The following is a 19,025-nucleotide window of genomic DNA, read 5'->3' on the forward strand; positions in this document are numbered from 1 at the left end:
CACAGGCTTCATCCTTGATTTTGATATTAGTTTGGCGACGATTATCAGATCATAAATGAAGCCTTTTTTCTATCTAAAATATACGGTTACTGCTTAAGATCCTGTATATGAACAATAATTAATTGATTAGATTTGTCATACCCTGGCTCTAAGAATTTATGCACTATAGGGGCAACACTTACACCATCTTTCAATAAATAATGGTTATTCCAAAAGACAGCTGTTTTAGCCTCATGATCTTCTTTCAAAGAGTCTAATACTCCTCGTGAAAGATAATCGGCATCTTCGGCAGTAGAAACTACAAGGCACTTATCCGTTTTAGGAATAAATGGAGACAAAACATGCCCCAAAAAGCAACCTAGCCGCTTCATCACAGCACGATATTCATCAGGATTTATCTGGTCTTCCAATAAGCGGTTCAACGCAATTTTAGCCTTATCATCAGTATACTGGCTAAAGCTTCTATTAGTGCCATTTACGGACAAAAAACATCAAATTCAATCATACCTCAGCTCACCACCAAACTCACATTATTGCACCATCTTGTTGTTATTTTTATGTTATTTTATTGTTAATTTTTTGTTTAAATTCTGTTAATTATTTGCATGTATACTTGAGTGCGAGCTTTAAAAATCGTCGCTAATTCCTGCGTCGATTTCTAATTTCAAAAAACAAGGAGATATCATGAGCAAATTACAACGTGAAATAACAGAAAACAAAGCCCAAATAACAAATTCAGACAAAAAGAAAGCACAACGCAAAGAGCTCGTTGACGGCCTGCTGGATACAGTTTCGGGCGGTTGGGTGAATGCCTTTGCAAACTGGAGCAAGTCTCTTTAATGAACATATAGCAGGGGGGAGGCTTTTCTCCCTCCATTCTTCTTCATGGAGAGAGTAACAATGGCGATAGTAAAAGGCGAAAAGGTTAAGCATCTTGAGGTAATCCTTAAAATCAGTGAGCGATGCAATATCAATTGTACTTACTGCTATGTGTTCAACATGGGAAACACGCTGGCCGCTGATAGTGATCCGGTCATGTCTCTTGATAACGTGGCTGCGCTGAGAGGATTCTTCGAACGCTCCGCAGTAGAAAACGAGCTTGAGGTTATTCAGGTAGATTTTCACGGTGGCGAGCCACTGATGATGAAAAAAGAACGCTTCGATCGAATGTGTGAAATTCTTCGCAGCGGTGACTATGGCAATTCTCGGCTAGTGCTGGCATTACAGACTAATGGCATTTTGATTGATGATGAATGGATCGCGCTTTTTGAAAAACACCAAGTGCATGCAAGCGTATCGATAGACGGCCCGAAACACATCAATGATCGACACCGGCTGGATCGAAAAGGAAAAAGCACTTACGAGGGAACAGTTAACGGACTGCGTATGCTCCAGAATGCGTGGGCACAAGGACGCCTGCCAGGAGAGCCAGGAATTCTCTCCGTAGCCAACGCTAAAGCGAATGGAGAAGAAATTTATCGCCACTTCGTAGAGGTTCTAAAATGTCAGCGCTTCGACTTCCTCATACCCGATGATCAGCACACTGATGGCGTTGATTCTGTGGGCGTTGGTCGATTCCTTAATGAGGCACTTGATGCCTGGTTTGCTGACGGCCAGCCAAAGATTTTTGTTAGAATCTTTAACACGTACCTCGGTACGATGCTCAATAATCAGTTTAGCCGTGTTCTTGGCATGAGCTCTAATGTTGAATCTGCTTATGCTTTCACAGTAACCTCCGATGGCCTACTTCGCATTGATGACACCTTGCGTTCAACCTCTGATAAAATATTCAATGCCATTGGCCATGTCAGCGAGTTGACGCTCGCAAGCGTGCTCGAATCGCCTAATGTCAAAGAGTTTCTTTCTCTGAGTAGTGAGTTACCTGATGGTTGTGGTGATTGTGTGTGGAATAAAGTCTGTCATGGTGGTCGTCTGGTAAATCGCTTTTCACGAGCTAAACGATTCCATAATAAAACGGTGTTTTGCCCATCAATGCGACTTTTTCTCAGTCGCGCAGCATCGCATCTGATTGCAGCTGGTGTTAGCGAAGAGATATTAATGAAAAACATCCAGAAATAGTATAGTGAGGTCCAACAATGGAAAAATTCAGTTATTGGTTAATAAGAATTTCATTTTTTTCTCTCGCCATCCTTTCTGAATCTTCCGTTGCTAACATGGAAAATTCTGTAACACTAAAGCTGAGTTTTGACAAATATTCTGTTCCTCATACAACGTTCATAATTGATGGTCAGCCGATATATGCGATGGTTGACACGGGCTCTGTTATTGGATTTCACCTTTACGGATCTCAGATAAATAAAATAAAAGGACTCAAAAAAGAAAGTACTTATCACAGTACTGATTTGACCGGGAAAAATCAGGAAAATATAACGTATCTGGCTGACTCTCTGGACATAAATCATATTAAATTAGAAAACGTAACCGTGACTCCATTTAAACAGTGGGGATTCGTGATTTCTGATAAAGGAAAATTGCCGGATGTTCCCGTTGCGGGTCTCGGCGCGTTTAAAGATAAACGGATAATGCTAGATTATTCCTCTAATTTGTTAACTATAACTGATAATCCTAACGATAAAACTAAGGTTCCAAAAAATTTTAAAGCCTTCCCTTTCCATATCTCTCCTGATGGAATGATCTTTGATGTCGAACAGTCAGGCCATAAATATCGCATGATTCTGGATACAGGTGCCACAGTATCTATGATATGGCGTGAGAGGCTTAAGTCCTACACACCTGCAAGCTGTCTTGTTGTTCATCCCGAAATGGATAATAAAGAATGCGAAGCCACAATGCTCACAGTTAAATCAATAACCGGAGAACCAGTGCATTTTGGGGCTGTGATTGTTGATGGACATTTTCAACATATGGGGGAAGTTGATGGCCTTATAGGAAATAACTTCCTCAAAAACAGAAAAATAATTATTGATTTTAGAAATAAGAAGGTTTTTGTTTCCGATGAACACAGAAAAGGATGAAAATTCAATCTATCGCACCGAGGCTCTGCAACACAAACGAGAACGATGGCTCGGTACCTCTAGTCTGAACATCCCATCAAGTGTTTCCATCTGCCTTCTGACAGGCATTATAACTTTTGCTTTCATTGTATCGATAATCGCATTTGGTTCTTACAGCGAGAGAGTCAATGTCACTGGTTCCGTGATTTATGACCCTCCGGCAGTATCGTTAATTGCACAAAGCGATGGTGCAATTATTCAATCAGCGGCATTAGAAAAAAAAATAATTAAGCGAGGAGAAGTCATTTTTTCTGTGAGTGGTGAAACTCAAACTCATCTTGGCGCTACCAACTTTGAAATAGCGGAGCTTTTGAAGAAGCAACGATACGAACTTTTGAAGAGGCTTAATGTTATCGCCAGTGAAGCTGAAAAAAATAAGGCTTATCTTACTGAAAAAATAAAAAATAAAGAACGAGAAATAGAGAGCCTACATAACCTTTTAAAAGACTCTGAAGAACAGAAAAAATGGTTCGAAAAAAAATCCAGCTTGTATGAAAACTTGAGGAAAAAAGGTATTGCGCTTGACTCTGAATTTATAGACAGGAAGAAAGATTATTACTCAGCAACCGTGAATCTCTCATCTGCAAAGCTAAATATAATCACCCTGCAAGGGGAGTTGTTAGACCTGAAAAAAAAGATATCGACTATCGACAGGGAATTAGACTCCACGAGGGAATCAATCACAATTGAAATTGCCAGCATAGAGCAAAAAATTCTGGATGCAGAAAGACAGAGGGAATATTTAATCGTCGCTCCATTTGATGGAATGATAACCAGCGTGACAGTTCATAAAGGCGAAAGGGTAAAAGCTGGGCAACAAACAGCCGTACTCGTACCTCAAAACGCAGTTCCAAAAATTGAGCTACTTTCCCCGTCTGATTCTCTCGGTGATGTAGCAGATAGACAACGAGTAAAGATAAGAGTCGCTGCATACCCATATCAATGGCATGGAAAGATGTCAGGTGTCATAGAAACAATATCAGAGGCACCGATCAACATATCCCCCTCTACTCAGGCAAACGGCGAAGGTAAAAGTAAGGAACTTTTTCGGATAGTTGTACGACCCGTGATGACAGAGCAGCAAAGAAACATGGTTCTTCTGCCAGGCATGAAAGTGGAAACAGAGATATATGTGAGAACCAGAAAGATTTACGAGTGGCTCTTTATGCCCGTTAAGGGGATTTATGAACGAGCGAACGACAATATGGAATAAGAATATGCAGCATAAAATCAGTGGCTTTTTCGAATCTTTCACCAAAAAACTCCCTGTAATCATGCAAACAGAAGTAACAGAATGCGGATTAGCCTGTCTGGCCATGATTTCTGCTTGGCACGGCCGCGAAACTGATGTCTACGGTATGAGGAAAGTTTTCGATGTGTCTAACAATGGTATGTCATTGAGGCAACTTATGACGGCAGCGGGGAGAATCAACATGAATGCCAGAGCTGTGCGTCTTGAGCTTGAGGAACTCAGTGAAATCAGGCTTCCGTGTATCTTGCACTGGTCCTTTAATCATTTCGTGGTGTTAAGAAAAATATCGAAGAAAGAAGCGATTATCCATGATCCAGCCTTAGGGAAAAGAAAACTCTCTCTTAAAGAGCTCTCAAATAAATTCACGGGCATTATCCTAGAAGTGTGGCCACAGACTGATTTTAAAAAGGAAAAGGTGAGCGAAAGCATCACAATCACGGATATGTTCCGGGGGATAGCCGGACTTGGAAGCACGCTGTTTAAGATCATTCTGTTGTCTCTCCTTATTGAGGGCTTCGCTCTTTCTATTCCCCTTGGATCTCAATTCATTATTGACGTCGCGTTACGGTCCAGTGACATTGAGATGTTAAATTTGATTGTTGTTGGCGTTATTTTTTTGCTTATTCTACGCTCAGCACTCAGTATCGTTCGAGCCTGGACGCTGATGGCGATACGTTACTCACTTGGAATACAGTGGAGCATAGGTTTTTTTAACCGATTGCTTAGTCTACCGTTAACGTTCTTTGAAAAGCGTCACGTGGGAGATATCGTCTCCCGGCTGACGTCGCTCAACGAGATCAAGGAAGCCTTTACTGCAGAGATGCTGACTTCTTTACTTGACATGCTTATCCTGCTTACGCTGATTGTGCTGATGTTCTGCTATAGCCCGCTCTTAGCCATTATTTCATTGCTCATTGCTTCTATTTACCTCGGGGTAAAACTCACCCTCTATGACACATACAAGGGAGCAAGAGTCGAGGCGATAACTCACGAGGCGCAGCAATCATCTCATTTCCTTGAGACAGTACGAAACGTGGCATGCGTTAAGGTATTTGCTCTGACAGAATGTCGGCGTATCGCATGGCTTAACAAAGTGATCGATACCGCCAACGCACGAGCTCATTTGTTCAAAATAGATCTCATAAACCAAACTCTTTCCGGACTCCTGACAGGTCTCTCATCGGCGGCGATTTTATTCTTCGGCGGTAACCTCATGGAACAAGGCGCAATAACAGCAGGAATCCTGTTTGCCTTTATGCTCTATGCGGATATGTTCCTTAGGCGTTCTGTTACGGTGATAAATTCGCTTTTTGACTTTCGCCTTATATCCATACACACGGATCGTCTCACAGATATTGCAACGGCCGAAACAGAAAGTGCTTGGTATCCGGAAAACCTAATATCCCTCGATGATGTAGTCGGCCGGATAACGCTAAACGGCCTCGCATATCGTTACGGAGAAGCTGAGCCGTTAATTTTCGAAGATATCGACATGGAGATTAATGCAGGCGAGAGCATAGCGATCGTGGGGCCATCGGGTTGCGGTAAATCAACTCTTCTCAGAGTCATGGCTGGTTTGGATACTCCTCAATCTGGAGATGTTCTAGTAGATGGTATCAGTGTGCGACAGCTCGGTATTGATGAATATCGCCGACACACAGCATTTGTGATGCAGGATGATAAGCTTTTTGCGGCTTCCCTGATAGATAACATTTCCTCTTTTGACCCTCAGCCCAATATTGAATGGATGCACGAGTGCACTAAAGCGGCCGCAATACACGATGAGATTATGACCATGCCGATGCAATACGAAACGATGATAGGTGATATGGGCAGTATTCTTTCGGGGGGACAAAAGCAACGCGTATCTCTTGCAAGAGCGCTTTATAAACGTCCACGAATCCTCTTTCTCGATGAAGCTACCAGCAACCTCGATATTTTTAACGAACGGAAGATAAACGAAGCGGTGAAGCAGATGTCCATTACCCGTGTTTTTGTGGCCCATCGGACAGAAACGATTGCCGTCGCAGATCGAGTTTATAACCTGAGGGACAAAGCCTTTATGGGGTTTGAAATTGCCAATATCAGGACTCACAATATAAAGACTCATTAGCCCCTATATATGTAGCTATCAATTCCTAGTGTAATATTTCTACAAACCAATAATTGGAATTACTCTTTCTTATAAATATCCGGACGAACTATCTGCCAAACACCATTTTCACGGTTAACGGGAGAGTAACCAAATTTTTCATATAACCAAGGCGCGGTTGAAGTTACAAGCATAATTCTTCTTAACCGTTGTATCAAAGGATGAGATTGGCAGCATGTCATCAACCAACGTCCTAGTTGTTGTTTCTGATACTCCTCTAAGACATACACATCACACAAATAGCCGAAAGTAGCAAAATCCGTCACCAACCTCGCAAACCCTATTTGGGTTTTGTCTTTGTACAACCCAAATGTCAGGCTGTTTTCAATCGCTGTCCGTACTGTTTCAAGATCAATACTTTCTGCCCAACGGGAACGTGTAAGAAATTGGTGAATAGCGGTGATATCTAATAGCGATTTATCTGTTGAGACTTGATAGTTTTCTTTTTGCCAATGGAAATGTTGAGCCATGTTTTTGTTCCTCAACGCCCGTTCATCAATATGATGAATATAACAAGTATCAAAACAAAAAAGTGATATTGCCGTTAAATTTTAAAAAAGTATTTACCTTTCAACAAACTCAAGCTCATTTGCCACGTTTAGCAGTTTACGCGAGTGGACATCTCTCATTGCGTAAGGAAAATCTCTTTTTGAGATATTCATCCGAACCGAAGATTCCCGCTCCCGCAAGAGTGGAGGAACAGGGTTGGGGCAGGTGATTATCAAAGCACACGGGGGAAAGGTTAGCTTTAGCTGTGGTAAAAGTGAGTTGGATGGTGCTGTTTTTAAGCTTTTTTTGCCGGATGATTTGAATCTTCCTCGTCCTAAAGGTGATAATGAAATGAATCATAAAACACCTTTTCACATGATTGCAATTTGCGACAAATTGTCGCATAGTATTTAATGCAATTTGCTAATATTCCAGCAGATACGAGGGAGGCAATATGGCCATTAGCATTAGGTTGGATAATGAGTTTGTAAATGATGTAAAAATTCATGCAGAGGCATCGAACAGAAGCGTTCCAAAACAGATAGAGCATTGGGCTAAAATTGGTCGAATCGCAGAAGATAATCCTGATCTAACTTATTCATTCATCCATGAAATTTTACTAGCTCAAAAAGAAGTAGAACATGGGAGAATAAGTAAATATGTCAGAAGAACAAAAAAATGATATCGAAGTTTATGAAACCAGACGGTTTTCTAAGGCATTAGGTAAATTGCCAGAACAAACGTTATATCTGGTAGAAAATGAAATTGAGAAAATTATTGATAATCCCAGGATAGGTGAAAAGAAAAAAGGGGATCTCGACTTTCTGATGGTTCATAAATTTTCATTAAATAATCAATTAATGCTGATTGGATATCATTGGAAAGAAAATAAGTTGGAACTATATCTACTTGATATAGGTACCCATGAAAATTTCTACCAAGAACAAAAACGACACAGAAAAACAGATCTTCGGCTTATTAAATGATTTTCAAGCCTCTTAAAGAAAAATGACAGGTGGGGCCACGGTCCCAACCTATTCTTCAAAAATCTCACCAGCCCCCAAACAATTTGGACATTTCTGTTGACCACATCAGGTTGACCTTGAGGAAAGCATAACAAATTGCAATTGCAGGTAGTATAAGGGATTTATTGAACTGGGTGGAGTTATGTGAAGCTTAATTGGCGGAAGATCACAGGAGTTGAACCTGCCAAGAGCCGCTGGCGGCCCCATCTGGATTTGAAGTCCAGCCGCCCCACCGGGGACGATGATCTTCCATTAAATAATCTGATGAAGAGCAGGGATTATAGCGCGTCTATCTAAATATCTAAATGTCTCCATCACTTCACAGATCTCTGATATAAAAAGAGCCGGATTACTCGCATAAAAGTGCGGCATTAGCATTGAACTCACGGTATCTTATCCCCATCTATCGTCAACGACCCATTGGGATATAAGGCTGGTTTCAGCGTATACCCTAACTCTAACTACACATATAAGGCGCTCATTATGACTAATCCGTTACTGACACCTTCTGCATTGCCTAAGTTCTCTGCAATTGAACCAAAACATGTCGTGCCTGCTGTGAAAGAGACGTTAGCCAACTACCGTCAAGTAATTGAGAAGATTTTGTCAGAAAATTCCGCTTTTACTTGGGATAATCTGTGCCAGCCAATTTCTGAAGAGAAAGATAAACTTGCCCGTGTATGGTCGCCTGTCGGTCATTTAAATGCCGTCAAGAACAGTCCGGAGCTGCGTGAAGTCTATGAGCAAAGCCTGACTCTGCTTTCTGAATTCGATACTTGGCTGGGGCAACACAAGGGTCTGTATCAAGCATATAAGTCTCTGAAAGCAAGTGAAGCTTTCAAAAATCTTCCCCAGCCACAGAGCAAGGTCGTTGAAGATGCCCTGCGTGATTTTGAGTTGACCGGTATTGGCCTGCCAGAAGAGAAGCAAAAACGTTACGGTGAAATTACTGCCCGTTTATCTGAGCTTGGCGCGAAGTTCGGTAATAATGTGCTGGATGCCACAATGGGATGGACTAAGCTGATTACCGATGAGTGCGATCTGGAGGGTATGCCTGAAAGTGCCAAAGCCGCCGCTAAAGCCGCTGCCGAAGCCAAAGGGCAGGAAGGATGGCTGCTGACGCTGAATATGCCAAGTTATCTGCCTGTCATGACCTATGTTGATGATAGTGAACTGCGCGAGGAGATGTATCACGCCTATACAACCCGTGCTTCCGATCAAGGGCCAGATGCCGGGAAGTGGGATAATAATGAAGTCATGGCCGAGATCCTTGCATTGCGCCATGAACTCGCCCAATTGCTGGGTTTCAAGAACTATGCTGAAAACTCTCTTGCCACTAAAATGGCTAAAACACCTCAGCAAGTGCTCGATTTCCTGAACGACCTGACCAAACGCGCCCACAAGCAAGGTGAGGAAGAGTTGGAAACGCTAGAGGATTTCGCTGAATCTCACTACTGGGTTGATGAGCTGGAAGCGTGGGATCTGGCCTATTATAGCGAGAAGCAAAAACAACATGACTTCTCGATTGATGATGAGCAATTACGTCCTTACTTCCCTGAACAACGTGTGCTGGAAGGGCTGTTTGAAGTCGTTCGCCGCATTTATGGCATCACTGCCAAAGAACGCCACGATGTGGATACATGGCATCCCGATGTCCGCTTCTTTGAGTTGTATGATGATAAGCAAGTATTGCGCGGCAGTTTCTATCTGGATCTCTACGCTCGCGAGAATAAACGTGGCGGCGCATGGATGAACAGTTATGTCGGCAGAATGCGTCATGCTTCTGGTGCGCTGCAGGATCCTGTGACTTATCTGACGTGTAACTTCAGCAAGCCTGTCGGGGATCAACCTGCCCTGTTCACGCACAGTGAAGTCACAACGCTGTTCCATGAGTTTGGGCACGGCCTGCATCACATGCTGACCCAAATTGAAGCGCTGGATGTGGCAGGTATCAACGGTGTGCCTTGGGATGCGGTAGAGTGTCCGAGCCAGTTTATGGAAAACTGGTGTTGGGAACCAGAGGCGCTGGCGTTTATTTCCGGTCACTATGAAACTAAGGAACCACTGCCGAAAGAGATGCTGGATAATATGCTGGCAGCCAAAAACTATCAGGCCGCGATGAAGATTCTGCGTCAGCTTGAGTTTGGTCTGTTCGATTTCCGCCTGCATGTGGAATATGATCCAGCTAAAGGGGCACAAATTCTGGAAACACTGAAATCGGTGAAAAAACAGGTGTCTGTTGTCCCATCACCAGATTGGGGACGCTTCCCGAACTCTTTCAGCCACATCTTTAATGGCGGTTATGGCGCTGGTTATTACAGCTATCTGTGGGCGGATGTTCTGGCGGCGGATGCGTATTCCCGCTTCTCTGAAGAGGGAATTTTCAATCGCACAACCGGTCAGTCATTCCTCGATAATATTCTGGCCCGTGGTGGTTCAGAAGACCCAATGACGCTGTTTGTACGTTTCCGTGGTCGCGAACCAAAACTGGATGCTATGCTGAAGAGCTACGGCATCGCTGGATAAGAAACTTGTGAAGATTTGTTTGATTTGTGAAGAAGGCGCTGATCACAGCGCCTTATCGCTATTGGCTGAACGCTGGAATCTGGTTCATGATGAAGGTTCAGTCATGGCTCTGGTACTGACTCCCGAACGGCTGGAGCTGCGCAAGCGCGATGAGCCTAAACTGGGCGGAATTTATGTTGATTTTGTTGCCGGAACGATGGCTCACCGTCGCCGTTTTGGGGGCGGTCGTGGCGAAGCAGTCGCTAAGGCCGTCGGCATCAAGAAAGATTATTTACCTTCGGTTGTGGATGCGACCGCAGGTTTAGGCCGCGATGCCTTTGTGCTGGCTTCCATCGGTTGTCACGTCAGAATGCTGGAGCGCCACCCGGTGGTAGCAGCATTGCTGGATGATGGTCTACAGCGCGGCTATCAGGATGAAGATATCGGGGGCTGGCTGAAAGAGCGTATGACGCTGATCCATGCTTCAAGCATTACGGCATTGACGGATATTACCCCTCCACCCGATGTGGTTTATCTGGACCCGATGTATCCGCATAAACAAAAAAGCGCTCTGGTCAAAAAAGAGATGCGCGTTTTCCAGTCTCTGGTCGGGGCGGACGAGGATGCTGATGGTTTGCTGGAACCTTCACGGACACTGGCAAAGCGTCGGGTTGTCGTGAAACGGCCGGATTATGCCGAACCGCTGGCAGGCGTTAAAGCCTCTGCCGCGATTACCACAAAAAATCACCGTTTTGATATTTATCCTTGTTAATCAAGATATCAACGCCAAAAAATAATCCCCATTTTATGGGGATTATCCGTAAATTGGCTATCGATCACATGCCAAACTAAGCAACTACACGATCCCCTGCGCTAACATGGCATCTGCAACCTTAACAAAACCCGCAATATTCGCGCCTTGTACATAGTTAGTCTGCTTGCCTTCTCCCCCATATTCTACACAAGCGTGATGGATATCGAGCATGATGTGATGTAAGCGAATATCTACTTTTTCCGCTTTCCAACTCAGGCGTGCCGCGTTCTGAGCCATCTCAAGGCCGGAAGTCGCTACGCCACCCGCATTGGCGGCTTTGCCCGGCGCAAACAAAACTCCCGCTTCAAGGAAAGCATCCGTAGCAGCGATGGTTGCCGGCATATTTGCCCCTTCCGCGACTGCTTTTACCCCATTTTTAATCAGTACTTTTGCCGCGTCTGAATCCAATTCATTCTGAGTCGCACAAGGCAACGCAATATCCACGGGAACTGACCACGGATCCTGACCTTTGAGGAAAGTTAATCCGCGCTCTTTGGCATACTCTTCTATACGGCCGTAACGCTGATTTTTGATCTCTTCAAGATGGGCGAGTTTTTCCGGTGTAAAACCCTCTTCATCCAATACCGTGCCGCCTGAATCCGAAGCCGTAACCACTTTTGCACCCAGTTCCATACATTTTTCGATGGTATATTGTGCAACGTTTCCTGCGCCGGATACGGATACCCGCATTCCTTCCAATCCCATGCCGTGACGTTTTAACATCTCATGGGTGAAATAAACCAGACCATAGCCCGTGGCTTCAGGGCGGATCAGGCTTCCGCCAAATGAGAGGCCCTTGCCCGTGAAAACACATGCCGTATTGTTGGATAATTTTTTCATCATGCCCGCCATAAAACCAACTTCACGATTACCTACGCCGATATCTCCGGCGGGGACATCGGTATCCGGCCCCAAATGGCGATAAAGTTCTGTCATTAATGCCTGACAGAATCGCATGATTTCACCGTGGCTTTTCCCTTTGGGATCAAAATCAGCCCCCCCTTTTCCGCCGCCCATTGGCAACGTTGTCAGCGCATTCTTCAATGTCTGTTCAAAACCCAAAAATTTCAGGATAGAAAGGTCAACAGAAGGATGGAAACGCATTCCACCTTTAAATGGCCCAATGGCAGAACTAAACTGAACCCGCCATGCACGGTTAACTTGTACTTTTCCTTGATCATCCACCCAGCAGACGCGGAATTGGATAACTCTTTCCGGCTCTACCAGACGTTCCAATAATCCTTGCTCACAATATTGCGGGTTTTGTTGAAGAAAAGGCCAGAGAGAGGTCAACACTTCTCGTACTGCCTGTAGGTATTCTGGTTGATGCTGATTGCGGGACTGAACCGAATCGAGAAATGTGACTAAAGATGATGCAACATTCATTTAGGGCTTCCTTTTTGTCATTCAGAAGTGATGACCCCCAGCCATTTTCCATATTATTTTTTTGTCGAAAATGTGAGGTAATTACGGTTTGCTTTCTGAATATAGCACCGTTTTATGCTTACATTTCAACAACTATTTTTTATATATTTCTTTAAAAATAGCTTTGACAATTTCTAAAGCAGTTTCATTATCCTTTCTAAGGGCAAAAAAATCGCCTGCATAAGCAGGCGATTTTATAGAATAAAATTTCAACCGAAGATTATTCTTCGTCACGCAAAGGCACGATCAACATATCAACATGAACGGTGTTAATAAGCTGACGAGCTGAAGACATCAACTTGCTCCAAAAATCCTGATGATGACCACATACAACGAGATCCATATCGTATTGCTTGATGGCATCAACAAGGACCTGCCCTAAATCACCACTGCCACTCAACGTTTCCTGAACAGGGTAACCTGCGCTGGCAGACAACTCTTTCAGGGATTTACGGGTTTCATCCGCGATACGTTCTTGCATATCGCCAAGATTAACGTCAATCAGGCCGGTATAAAGATCGGAGTAGTTTACATCAACATGGATCAGGGAAACTTTGGCATTGTACGGTTTTGCCATTGACACAGCTTTCTCCACCAAAATCTGACTTTCTGGTGATAGATCAACCGCAACAAGAATATGTTTGTAAGCCATAAGAGCTCCTTCCATACGTCGATTAAATGGATTGGCAGCACTAAATGCTGTGATTTGATGTTTATACTATAACTGCTCAATGTACCTTTTGAGTGTTGTTTTGATCACAACTTATTGTTTTTCTTTCTTCCTTAAATAAAGCACCCCGTTTCATTATTTCTTCAATACACAGGACACTGTATTTTCTTCTAAAATTTAATATAGTTATTATTCACATTAGAATCTTTTCGGTTGATTTCTTCTTTCTGGCAGCATTTGTTGCCGCTATAAGTAGGAGGAAGTATGTTCAATACTATTGCTCTCTTTTGGGCAGTTTGCCTTATCTGCATTATTAACATGGTTCGCTACTTTTCTTCGCTCCGTGCACTATTGTCAATCTTGCGCGAGTCAGATCCCATGTTGTATCAGTCGGTTGATGGGAATGGTTTTTTTACAACCAATAGTCAATTCAGCAAACAGTTTCGGCTCGTGCGCTATATCAATTCGCAAAGTTATATCAACCATCACGATCCCGATGTCATCTTGTTGTGCGAAAGGCTGAGAAAGCAATTTATATTGACGGAAGTGTTGTTTGGGGCTGGTGTGCTATGCCTGATAATAATCGTTGTTTGAATTGGGTTTGAGAAACTAACGTGAACAGAAATAAAGTCAGAAATAAAAAAGGGTTGGCTTACAAACACAGTAGCCAACCCTTTTTTCTAAGATGTCATTAGATCAGTTTCAAGGCAATCCAATACAGAATACCTGACAATCCAATTGAAATAGGCAGAGTCAGAACCCACGCCAGCATGATATTTTTGATGGTCTTGCTTTGGACACCACCACCATCAACCAGCATTGTCCCCGCTACAGCAGAAGAAAGTACCTGTGTCGTAGATACCGGCATTCCCGTATAACTTGCAACACCAATGGAAACTGCGGCTGTAACTTGAGCAGAAACGCCTTGGGCATAAGTCATGCCTTTTTTACCAATCTTCTCACCAATGGTCACAGCAACACGCTTCCACCCTACCATGGTGCCCAAAGACAGAGCGAGCGCCACAGCAACGATGATCCACAACGGTGCATATTCCACGGTATTCAGCAGATCTTTGCGCAGCTTATTCAGGAAACGGGCATCTTCAATACTGGTTTCCGGCAACTTAGCCACGGAACTTGCGGTATCAGTGATACACATCAGCATACGACGCATGTTGTTACGTTGGTCCGGCGTCAACTCGCTGAAACTCTGGATATTCCCCAGCATGTTTTCAGTCTTGTTCAAAACCACCAGAGCGCGTGAGCTATCACAATGGAACTCCATATCCAATTGGTCTTCCACAGAAGCGATAGCCGGAGTCAACTCAATCGCATGAGCCAGTGCCGAGCCATGCTGCCCATAATATTGCTGCAAATGGACAACAGCATCATGAGTACGGGCAATATCATAACTGGTTGAGTTCATATTGACGACGAAGCCCGCAGGCGCAACGCCAATCAGAACCAGCATGATCAAACCAATACCTTTCTGGCCGTCATTGGCTCCGTGGGAGAAGCTCACACCAACAGCAGAAAGAATCAGGGCAGTACGTGTCCAGAATGGCGGTTTGCGTTTACCATCCTGTTTTTCACGTTCGGCAGGCGTCATATGGATACGGCGACGTTTTTTCGTACCGCTCCAATAGCGGCGCAGCAAAAACACCATCGCTCCGGCAATGATCAGACCAATCAGAGGAGACAGGATCAAGGACATGAAAATCTGTATCATCTTCGGAATATTCAACGCATCCACTACCGAAGAACTGGTCACTATCGCATTGGTCAAACCGATGCCGATAATAGAACCAATCAACGTATGGGAACTGGATGCTGGAATACCGAAGTACCACGTACCTAAATTCCAGATAATCGCTGCCAGCAGCATGGAGAAAACCATAGCCAAACCGTGAGCCGAGCTGACATTTAGCAGAAGATCCGTAGGCAGCAGATGCACAATCGCATAAGCGACACTTAATCCACCAAGGAGAACACCCAAAAAGTTAAAAACCCCTGCCATGACAACGGCAAGCTGCGAACGCATCGCCCGGGTATAAATAACAGTTGCTACTGCGTTTGCGGTATCATGAAACCCATTGATGGCTTCATAGAAAAGCACAAACAACAGAGCAAGCACTAACATAAGGCCGGTATAAAATTCCAGGCCAGTAAACAGATGTAGCATATACGTTAAGCCAGTTAGTAGGACATGAACGCGCGCATTATCAGTGACAAACGTTAGCGGGAAAAGAGAAATATGACCTTTTTTTGATTTAATGACAATAAAATGACATAAGACTCCTCACATTTATCAATTATATCAAATAGTTATTTAATTTTAATATTTTGATATTTTTTTGATGAAAAATAACTTTTGCCAGCCAAAAGTGAAACTAAATACGTATTTTTCTCCGTAGTTCGTGAACACAACCCCCACAATGCGGTGATTTCCTATAATTAACTCTGCCAGAAGAGACGGGCGAATGGAAAAATTTGATGTAGTTATTATCGGTGCCGGCGCTGCTGGCTTGTTTTGTGCTGCTCAGGCAGGGCAAGCCGGATTAAATGTTCTGGTGCTGGATAATGGCAAAAAAGCGGGGCGCAAGATTTTGATGTCCGGTGGCGGGCGCTGTAATTTTACCAATATGTACACCGAACCTGCCGCGTATCTTTCTTCCAATCCGCATTTTTGTAAGTCAGCACTTGCTCGCTACACGCAGTGGGATTTTATTGATCTGGTGCAACGCTATGGTATCCCTTATCACGAAAAAACGTTGGGTCAGCTTTTCTGTGATGACTCCGCTCAACAAATTATCGACCTCCTTTTAAAAGAATGCAAACTTGGCGCCGTCACTATTCGCTTGCGTAGTGAAGTCACCCACGTAGAAAAGAAAGAGCGGGGTTTTGTTATTACTGCCTCAGGAAAAGAAGTAAGCACACACTCACTTGTTGTTGCATCTGGTGGCCTATCCATGCCCGGTTTGGGTGCCTCGCCTTTCGGTTACCGTATCGCAGAACAATTTGGTCTCAATATCCTGCCTACACGTGCGGCACTAGTGCCTTTTACCCTGCATAAACCTCTACTGGAACAACTGCAAACACTTTCTGGTGTCGCGGTTCCTTCTGTTGTCACCGCAAAAGATGGCACCGTATTCAGGGAAAATATCCTGTTCACCCATCGCGGCCTTTCCGGCCCGGCTATTTTGCAGATTTCAAGTTATTGGCAGCACGGTGAGTATGTGAGTATTAACTTACTCCCTGATACAGATTTAGAGAGCTTTCTGGATCAAGAACGGGAATCACACCCTAACCAGAGTTTGAAAAACACACTGGCTCAGCTCCTGCCTAAACGTTTGGTGGAATGTTTACAGTCTCTCGGGCAATTACCGGAGCTGTCTCTGAAACAACTTAGTCCCGCACAGAAAAAAGAGTTGATCGCAACCCTGCAATGCTGGCAGGTACAACCGAATGGTACAGAAGGTTATCGCACTGCGGAAGTGACTCTTGGCGGTGTGGATACGAATGAATTGTCCTCAAAAACACTGGAAGCCCATAAGGTGAAAGGATTGTACTTTATTGGTGAAGTGGTTGATGTCACCGGCTGGCTCGGTGGATATAACTTCCAATGGGCGTGGAGTTCAGCGTGGGCTTGTGCGCAGGCTTTGGTCGCCATGTGTAGAGATAATAGCGTTAAGCCGGCTACATTAACTCCGGCTACATTAACTACAGATAAGATCATGTAAAAAGCTTCAACGGGTTCTGGATATTGACCAATATCCAGAGCATTATCAGAGACAACAGCGCACAAATCCGCAGGCAAAGCAGCCTCAATTTTAGCAATGGCATCTTGTACCGCGAGAGAAAGTGCGTTGTCTGTTTGCTGAACCACTGTACACCAACGGTAAGAGACTGAATTTCTTCTTCGGAAAACATGAGTGGCGTCACCAAAACCCATCAATATATTCATGCCGTATCCATCCGTTAGCACAATAACTCTCACGGTATGCCCTCTTAACCTGTCAATTCATTTTGACAGCTTTTCCCATACTTACAGAAATTTTGAAGACAGCAGCACAATTGTCAAATTGAGGTAAGTTTGCGTGTAAAAATAAATTTCAACCAATCATCACATAATAATAAATAATGAAATAGACATATTAAATAATGATTGCCTAAAACATAGGAACGAGGTAAAACATTAGAAAAATGATTTGATTGTTACTATGCGGTTTGGAATAATGCGCTCCGCAAATACAGGGCTGACATTGACTACAAAAATGCAAAAAAACGCGAAATAATATCGCCAACAAGCTAATTTTACCAAAATTAGACTTAATCACTGTCAGAAACCAAAAGTATCATCCTCCAACAAGGCTCAAGAAATTAATTGAGATAGCCCTTTATTTCATTACGTTATGTAACAAATAAAGCCTGTCAAAAATTATTACATTCAATACACTAACTTATAAATTAATTAAAAAAATTAATTAATAATCCTTTGTAGTTGTTACTAAAGAATGAGTCTTAATATGCAAAATTTACCTCACGTCAAAGCACTGTGTGCTATCACACGCCCTTATCGTGCTTGTGCCGAATATGATGCATTATTTGATGCCGCCATGCGTGAACTGACGCTGTATCACTGCGAGAATACTCCTGGCTATAAGCAATGGCTGGCAGATCACGGTTTAGATAAACAGGCGATAATGGCACTGGAAGATTGGTCAAGCCTACCGCTGCTATTTGCCAATTACTTCAAGCGTAATTTGATACTCAGTGAAAGTGCACAAAATGCGCTGGAACTGACTTCCTCCGGAACCACCGGGCAAAAGAGCCGCATGCGTTATGACGCTGAAAGTATTACCTCTGCCCAACATATGGTGGACTGTATTTTCGACTATTATGGCTGGAATACGCCCGATCAACCGTGCAACTATCTGCTACTCAGCTACGAACCCGCAGGTGCTGTTACGCTGGGTACGGCCTATACCGATCAGTTTTTGGCTAAGTATGCCCCCGTAAATCGCGCTTATTATGCTTTGCGTCATAATGGTCAAGGCAATGAATTTGATCCTTTCGGTACAATTGCCGCACTCCAACAATTCGCTGAAGAAGGGTTGCCGGTACGTATTTTCGGCTTTCCCGCTTTCCTGTGGTTTACCCTGCAAAGAATGGAGCAAATGGGGCTTCCTGCGCTGAAATTGCATCCAGAGTCACTGGTTTTTCTCGGTGGAGGCTGGAAAACTCATGCCGATAAATCCATCCCTAAATTGAAACTGTATCAACGTCTGACTGAACAACTGGGTATCCCTGATATTCGCTGCCGCGATGGTTATGGTTCAGTGGAACATCCCGTGCCTTATGTTGAATGTTCCCATCATAATTTTCATGTCCCGGTCTATGCCCAGGCTTACGTGCGCCACACCGCCAATTTGTCGCGCCAGCCTTATGGAGAACCCGGCTTCCTGCACTTTGCATCGCCTTATATCACTTCCTGTCCTGCCCACAGCATCGTCACAAATGATCTTGCCATACTGCATTCCGCTGACAGTTGTGGCTGTGAACTGGACACTGACTGGTTTGAATTGCTTGGCCGTGCCGGTACCAGCAAAAACCGTAGTTGTGCTATCGCCGCTTCAGAATTGATTAAGAGATCTTGAT

General features: G+C 43.8%; 18 protein-coding genes and 1 tRNA gene. 13 read left to right on the top strand and 6 right to left on the bottom strand.

Features of this window, described 5'->3' with window-relative positions; genetic code table 11:
- Positions 1 to 86 precede the first annotated feature (86 nt).
- The gene (locus tag AAC854_RS14105) at positions 87 to 485 is read right to left on the bottom strand and encodes a hypothetical protein (protein ID WP_340617662.1); all 399 of its coding nucleotides are present in this window, start codon (positions 483 to 485) and stop codon (positions 87 to 89) included.
- 199 nt (positions 486 to 684) lie between these two features.
- On the opposite strand from AAC854_RS14105, the gene xyeA reads away from it, so the two are divergent.
- The 5 genes from xyeA to AAC854_RS14130 are packed head-to-tail and all read left to right on the top strand — an operon-like array spanning position 685 to position 6,400.
- Positions 685 to 840: a XyeA family cyclophane-containing RiPP triceptide gene (xyeA, locus tag AAC854_RS14110; RefSeq protein WP_340617663.1), complete on the top strand. Its 156-nt coding sequence runs from the start codon at positions 685 to 687 to the stop codon at positions 838 to 840.
- A 60-nt stretch (positions 841 to 900) separates the two neighbouring features.
- Positions 901 to 2,079 (top strand): cyclophane-forming radical SAM/SPASM peptide maturase XyeB, encoded by a 1,179-nt coding sequence (gene xyeB, locus AAC854_RS14115; RefSeq protein ID WP_340617664.1) that lies wholly within the window; start codon positions 901 to 903, stop codon positions 2,077 to 2,079.
- Positions 2,080 to 2,096: 17 nt separating this feature from the next.
- Positions 2,097 to 2,996, top strand: a complete 900-nt coding sequence (locus AAC854_RS14120) for a hypothetical protein (RefSeq protein WP_340617665.1) — start codon at positions 2,097 to 2,099, stop codon at positions 2,994 to 2,996.
- A complete protein-coding gene (locus AAC854_RS14125; RefSeq protein ID WP_340617666.1) occupies positions 2,977 to 4,248 on the top strand; it encodes an HlyD family secretion protein in 1,272 nt (423 codons plus the stop codon). Before AAC854_RS14120 ends, AAC854_RS14125 begins: the two co-directional genes overlap by 20 nt.
- Positions 4,220 to 6,400 (top strand): peptidase domain-containing ABC transporter, encoded by a 2,181-nt coding sequence (locus tag AAC854_RS14130; RefSeq protein ID WP_340617667.1) that lies wholly within the window; start codon positions 4,220 to 4,222, stop codon positions 6,398 to 6,400. Before AAC854_RS14125 ends, AAC854_RS14130 begins: the two co-directional genes overlap by 29 nt.
- 59 nt (positions 6,401 to 6,459) lie before the next feature.
- Here the strand turns inward: AAC854_RS14130 and AAC854_RS14135 are convergent, their stop codons facing one another.
- Positions 6,460 to 6,909 carry a GNAT family N-acetyltransferase gene (locus AAC854_RS14135; RefSeq protein ID WP_340617668.1) on the bottom strand — a complete coding sequence of 150 codons (450 nt, stop codon included), beginning with the start codon at positions 6,907 to 6,909 and terminating at the stop codon, positions 6,460 to 6,462.
- 235 nt (positions 6,910 to 7,144) lie between these two features.
- On the opposite strand from AAC854_RS14135, the gene AAC854_RS14140 reads away from it, so the two are divergent.
- From AAC854_RS14140 to AAC854_RS14150, 3 genes are read left to right on the top strand one after another with little or no spacing between them, the layout of a single operon-like run.
- Complete coding sequence (locus AAC854_RS14140; RefSeq protein ID WP_340617669.1) at positions 7,145 to 7,342, top strand: hypothetical protein; 198 nt, start codon at positions 7,145 to 7,147, stop codon at positions 7,340 to 7,342.
- 40 nt (positions 7,343 to 7,382) lie between these two features.
- On the top strand, positions 7,383 to 7,610 hold the full coding sequence (locus AAC854_RS14145) for a TA system antitoxin ParD family protein (protein WP_340617670.1): 228 nt from the start codon (positions 7,383 to 7,385) through the stop codon (positions 7,608 to 7,610).
- Positions 7,588 to 7,914: a type II toxin-antitoxin system RelE/ParE family toxin gene (locus AAC854_RS14150; RefSeq protein WP_340617671.1), complete on the top strand. Its 327-nt coding sequence runs from the start codon at positions 7,588 to 7,590 to the stop codon at positions 7,912 to 7,914. The genes AAC854_RS14145 and AAC854_RS14150 overlap by 23 nt, the downstream gene beginning before the upstream one ends.
- Positions 7,915 to 8,109: 195 nt before the next feature.
- On the opposite strand, the gene AAC854_RS14155 is transcribed toward AAC854_RS14150, so the two are convergent.
- Positions 8,110 to 8,204: transfer RNA gene (locus tag AAC854_RS14155), tRNA-Sec, on the bottom strand.
- 232 nt (positions 8,205 to 8,436) lie between these two features.
- On the opposite strand from AAC854_RS14155, the gene prlC reads away from it, so the two are divergent.
- Both prlC and rsmJ read left to right on the top strand, forming a co-directional pair.
- Entirely contained in the window at positions 8,437 to 10,479 is a 2,043-nt protein-coding gene (gene prlC, locus AAC854_RS14160; protein ID WP_340617672.1) for an oligopeptidase A, read from the top strand.
- Positions 10,480 to 10,486: 7 nt separating this feature from the next.
- The gene (rsmJ, locus tag AAC854_RS14165; RefSeq protein ID WP_340617673.1) at positions 10,487 to 11,230 is read left to right on the top strand and encodes a 16S rRNA (guanine(1516)-N(2))-methyltransferase RsmJ; all 744 of its coding nucleotides are present in this window, start codon (positions 10,487 to 10,489) and stop codon (positions 11,228 to 11,230) included.
- 84 nt (positions 11,231 to 11,314) lie between these two features.
- Here rsmJ and gdhA read toward each other — a convergent pair whose 3' ends face one another.
- Together gdhA and uspA are read right to left on the bottom strand one after the other, a co-directional pair.
- On the bottom strand, positions 11,315 to 12,658 hold the full coding sequence (gene gdhA, locus AAC854_RS14170; RefSeq protein ID WP_340617674.1) for an NADP-specific glutamate dehydrogenase: 1,344 nt from the start codon (positions 12,656 to 12,658) through the stop codon (positions 11,315 to 11,317).
- A 259-nt stretch (positions 12,659 to 12,917) separates the two neighbouring features.
- Entirely contained in the window at positions 12,918 to 13,349 is a 432-nt protein-coding gene (gene uspA, locus AAC854_RS14175) for a universal stress protein UspA (RefSeq protein WP_047962023.1), read from the bottom strand.
- Between the two features lie 282 nt (positions 13,350 to 13,631).
- Here uspA and uspB point away from each other — a divergent pair, with 282 nt between their 5' ends.
- Positions 13,632 to 13,961: a universal stress protein UspB gene (gene uspB / locus AAC854_RS14180; RefSeq protein ID WP_273547808.1), complete on the top strand. Its 330-nt coding sequence runs from the start codon at positions 13,632 to 13,634 to the stop codon at positions 13,959 to 13,961.
- A 97-nt stretch (positions 13,962 to 14,058) separates the two neighbouring features.
- Here the strand turns inward: uspB and pitA are convergent, their stop codons facing one another.
- Complete coding sequence (gene pitA, locus AAC854_RS14185) at positions 14,059 to 15,549, bottom strand: inorganic phosphate transporter PitA (protein WP_047962021.1); 1,491 nt, start codon at positions 15,547 to 15,549, stop codon at positions 14,059 to 14,061.
- A gap of 298 nt (positions 15,550 to 15,847) precedes the next feature.
- On the opposite strand from pitA, the gene AAC854_RS14190 reads away from it, so the two are divergent.
- Together AAC854_RS14190 and AAC854_RS14195 are read left to right on the top strand one after the other, a co-directional pair.
- Positions 15,848 to 17,107: a BaiN/RdsA family NAD(P)/FAD-dependent oxidoreductase gene (locus AAC854_RS14190; RefSeq protein ID WP_340617675.1), complete on the top strand. Its 1,260-nt coding sequence runs from the start codon at positions 15,848 to 15,850 to the stop codon at positions 17,105 to 17,107.
- A gap of 786 nt (positions 17,108 to 17,893) precedes the next feature.
- Positions 17,894 to 19,024, top strand: a complete 1,131-nt coding sequence (locus AAC854_RS14195; RefSeq protein ID WP_340617676.1) for a LuxE/PaaK family acyltransferase — start codon at positions 17,894 to 17,896, stop codon at positions 19,022 to 19,024.
- Position 19,025 lies beyond the last annotated feature (1 nt).

The sequence above is a fragment of the Xenorhabdus entomophaga genome (assembly GCF_037996725.1).
GTDB classification, from domain to species: Bacteria; Pseudomonadota; Gammaproteobacteria; order Enterobacterales; family Enterobacteriaceae; genus Xenorhabdus; species Xenorhabdus khoisanae.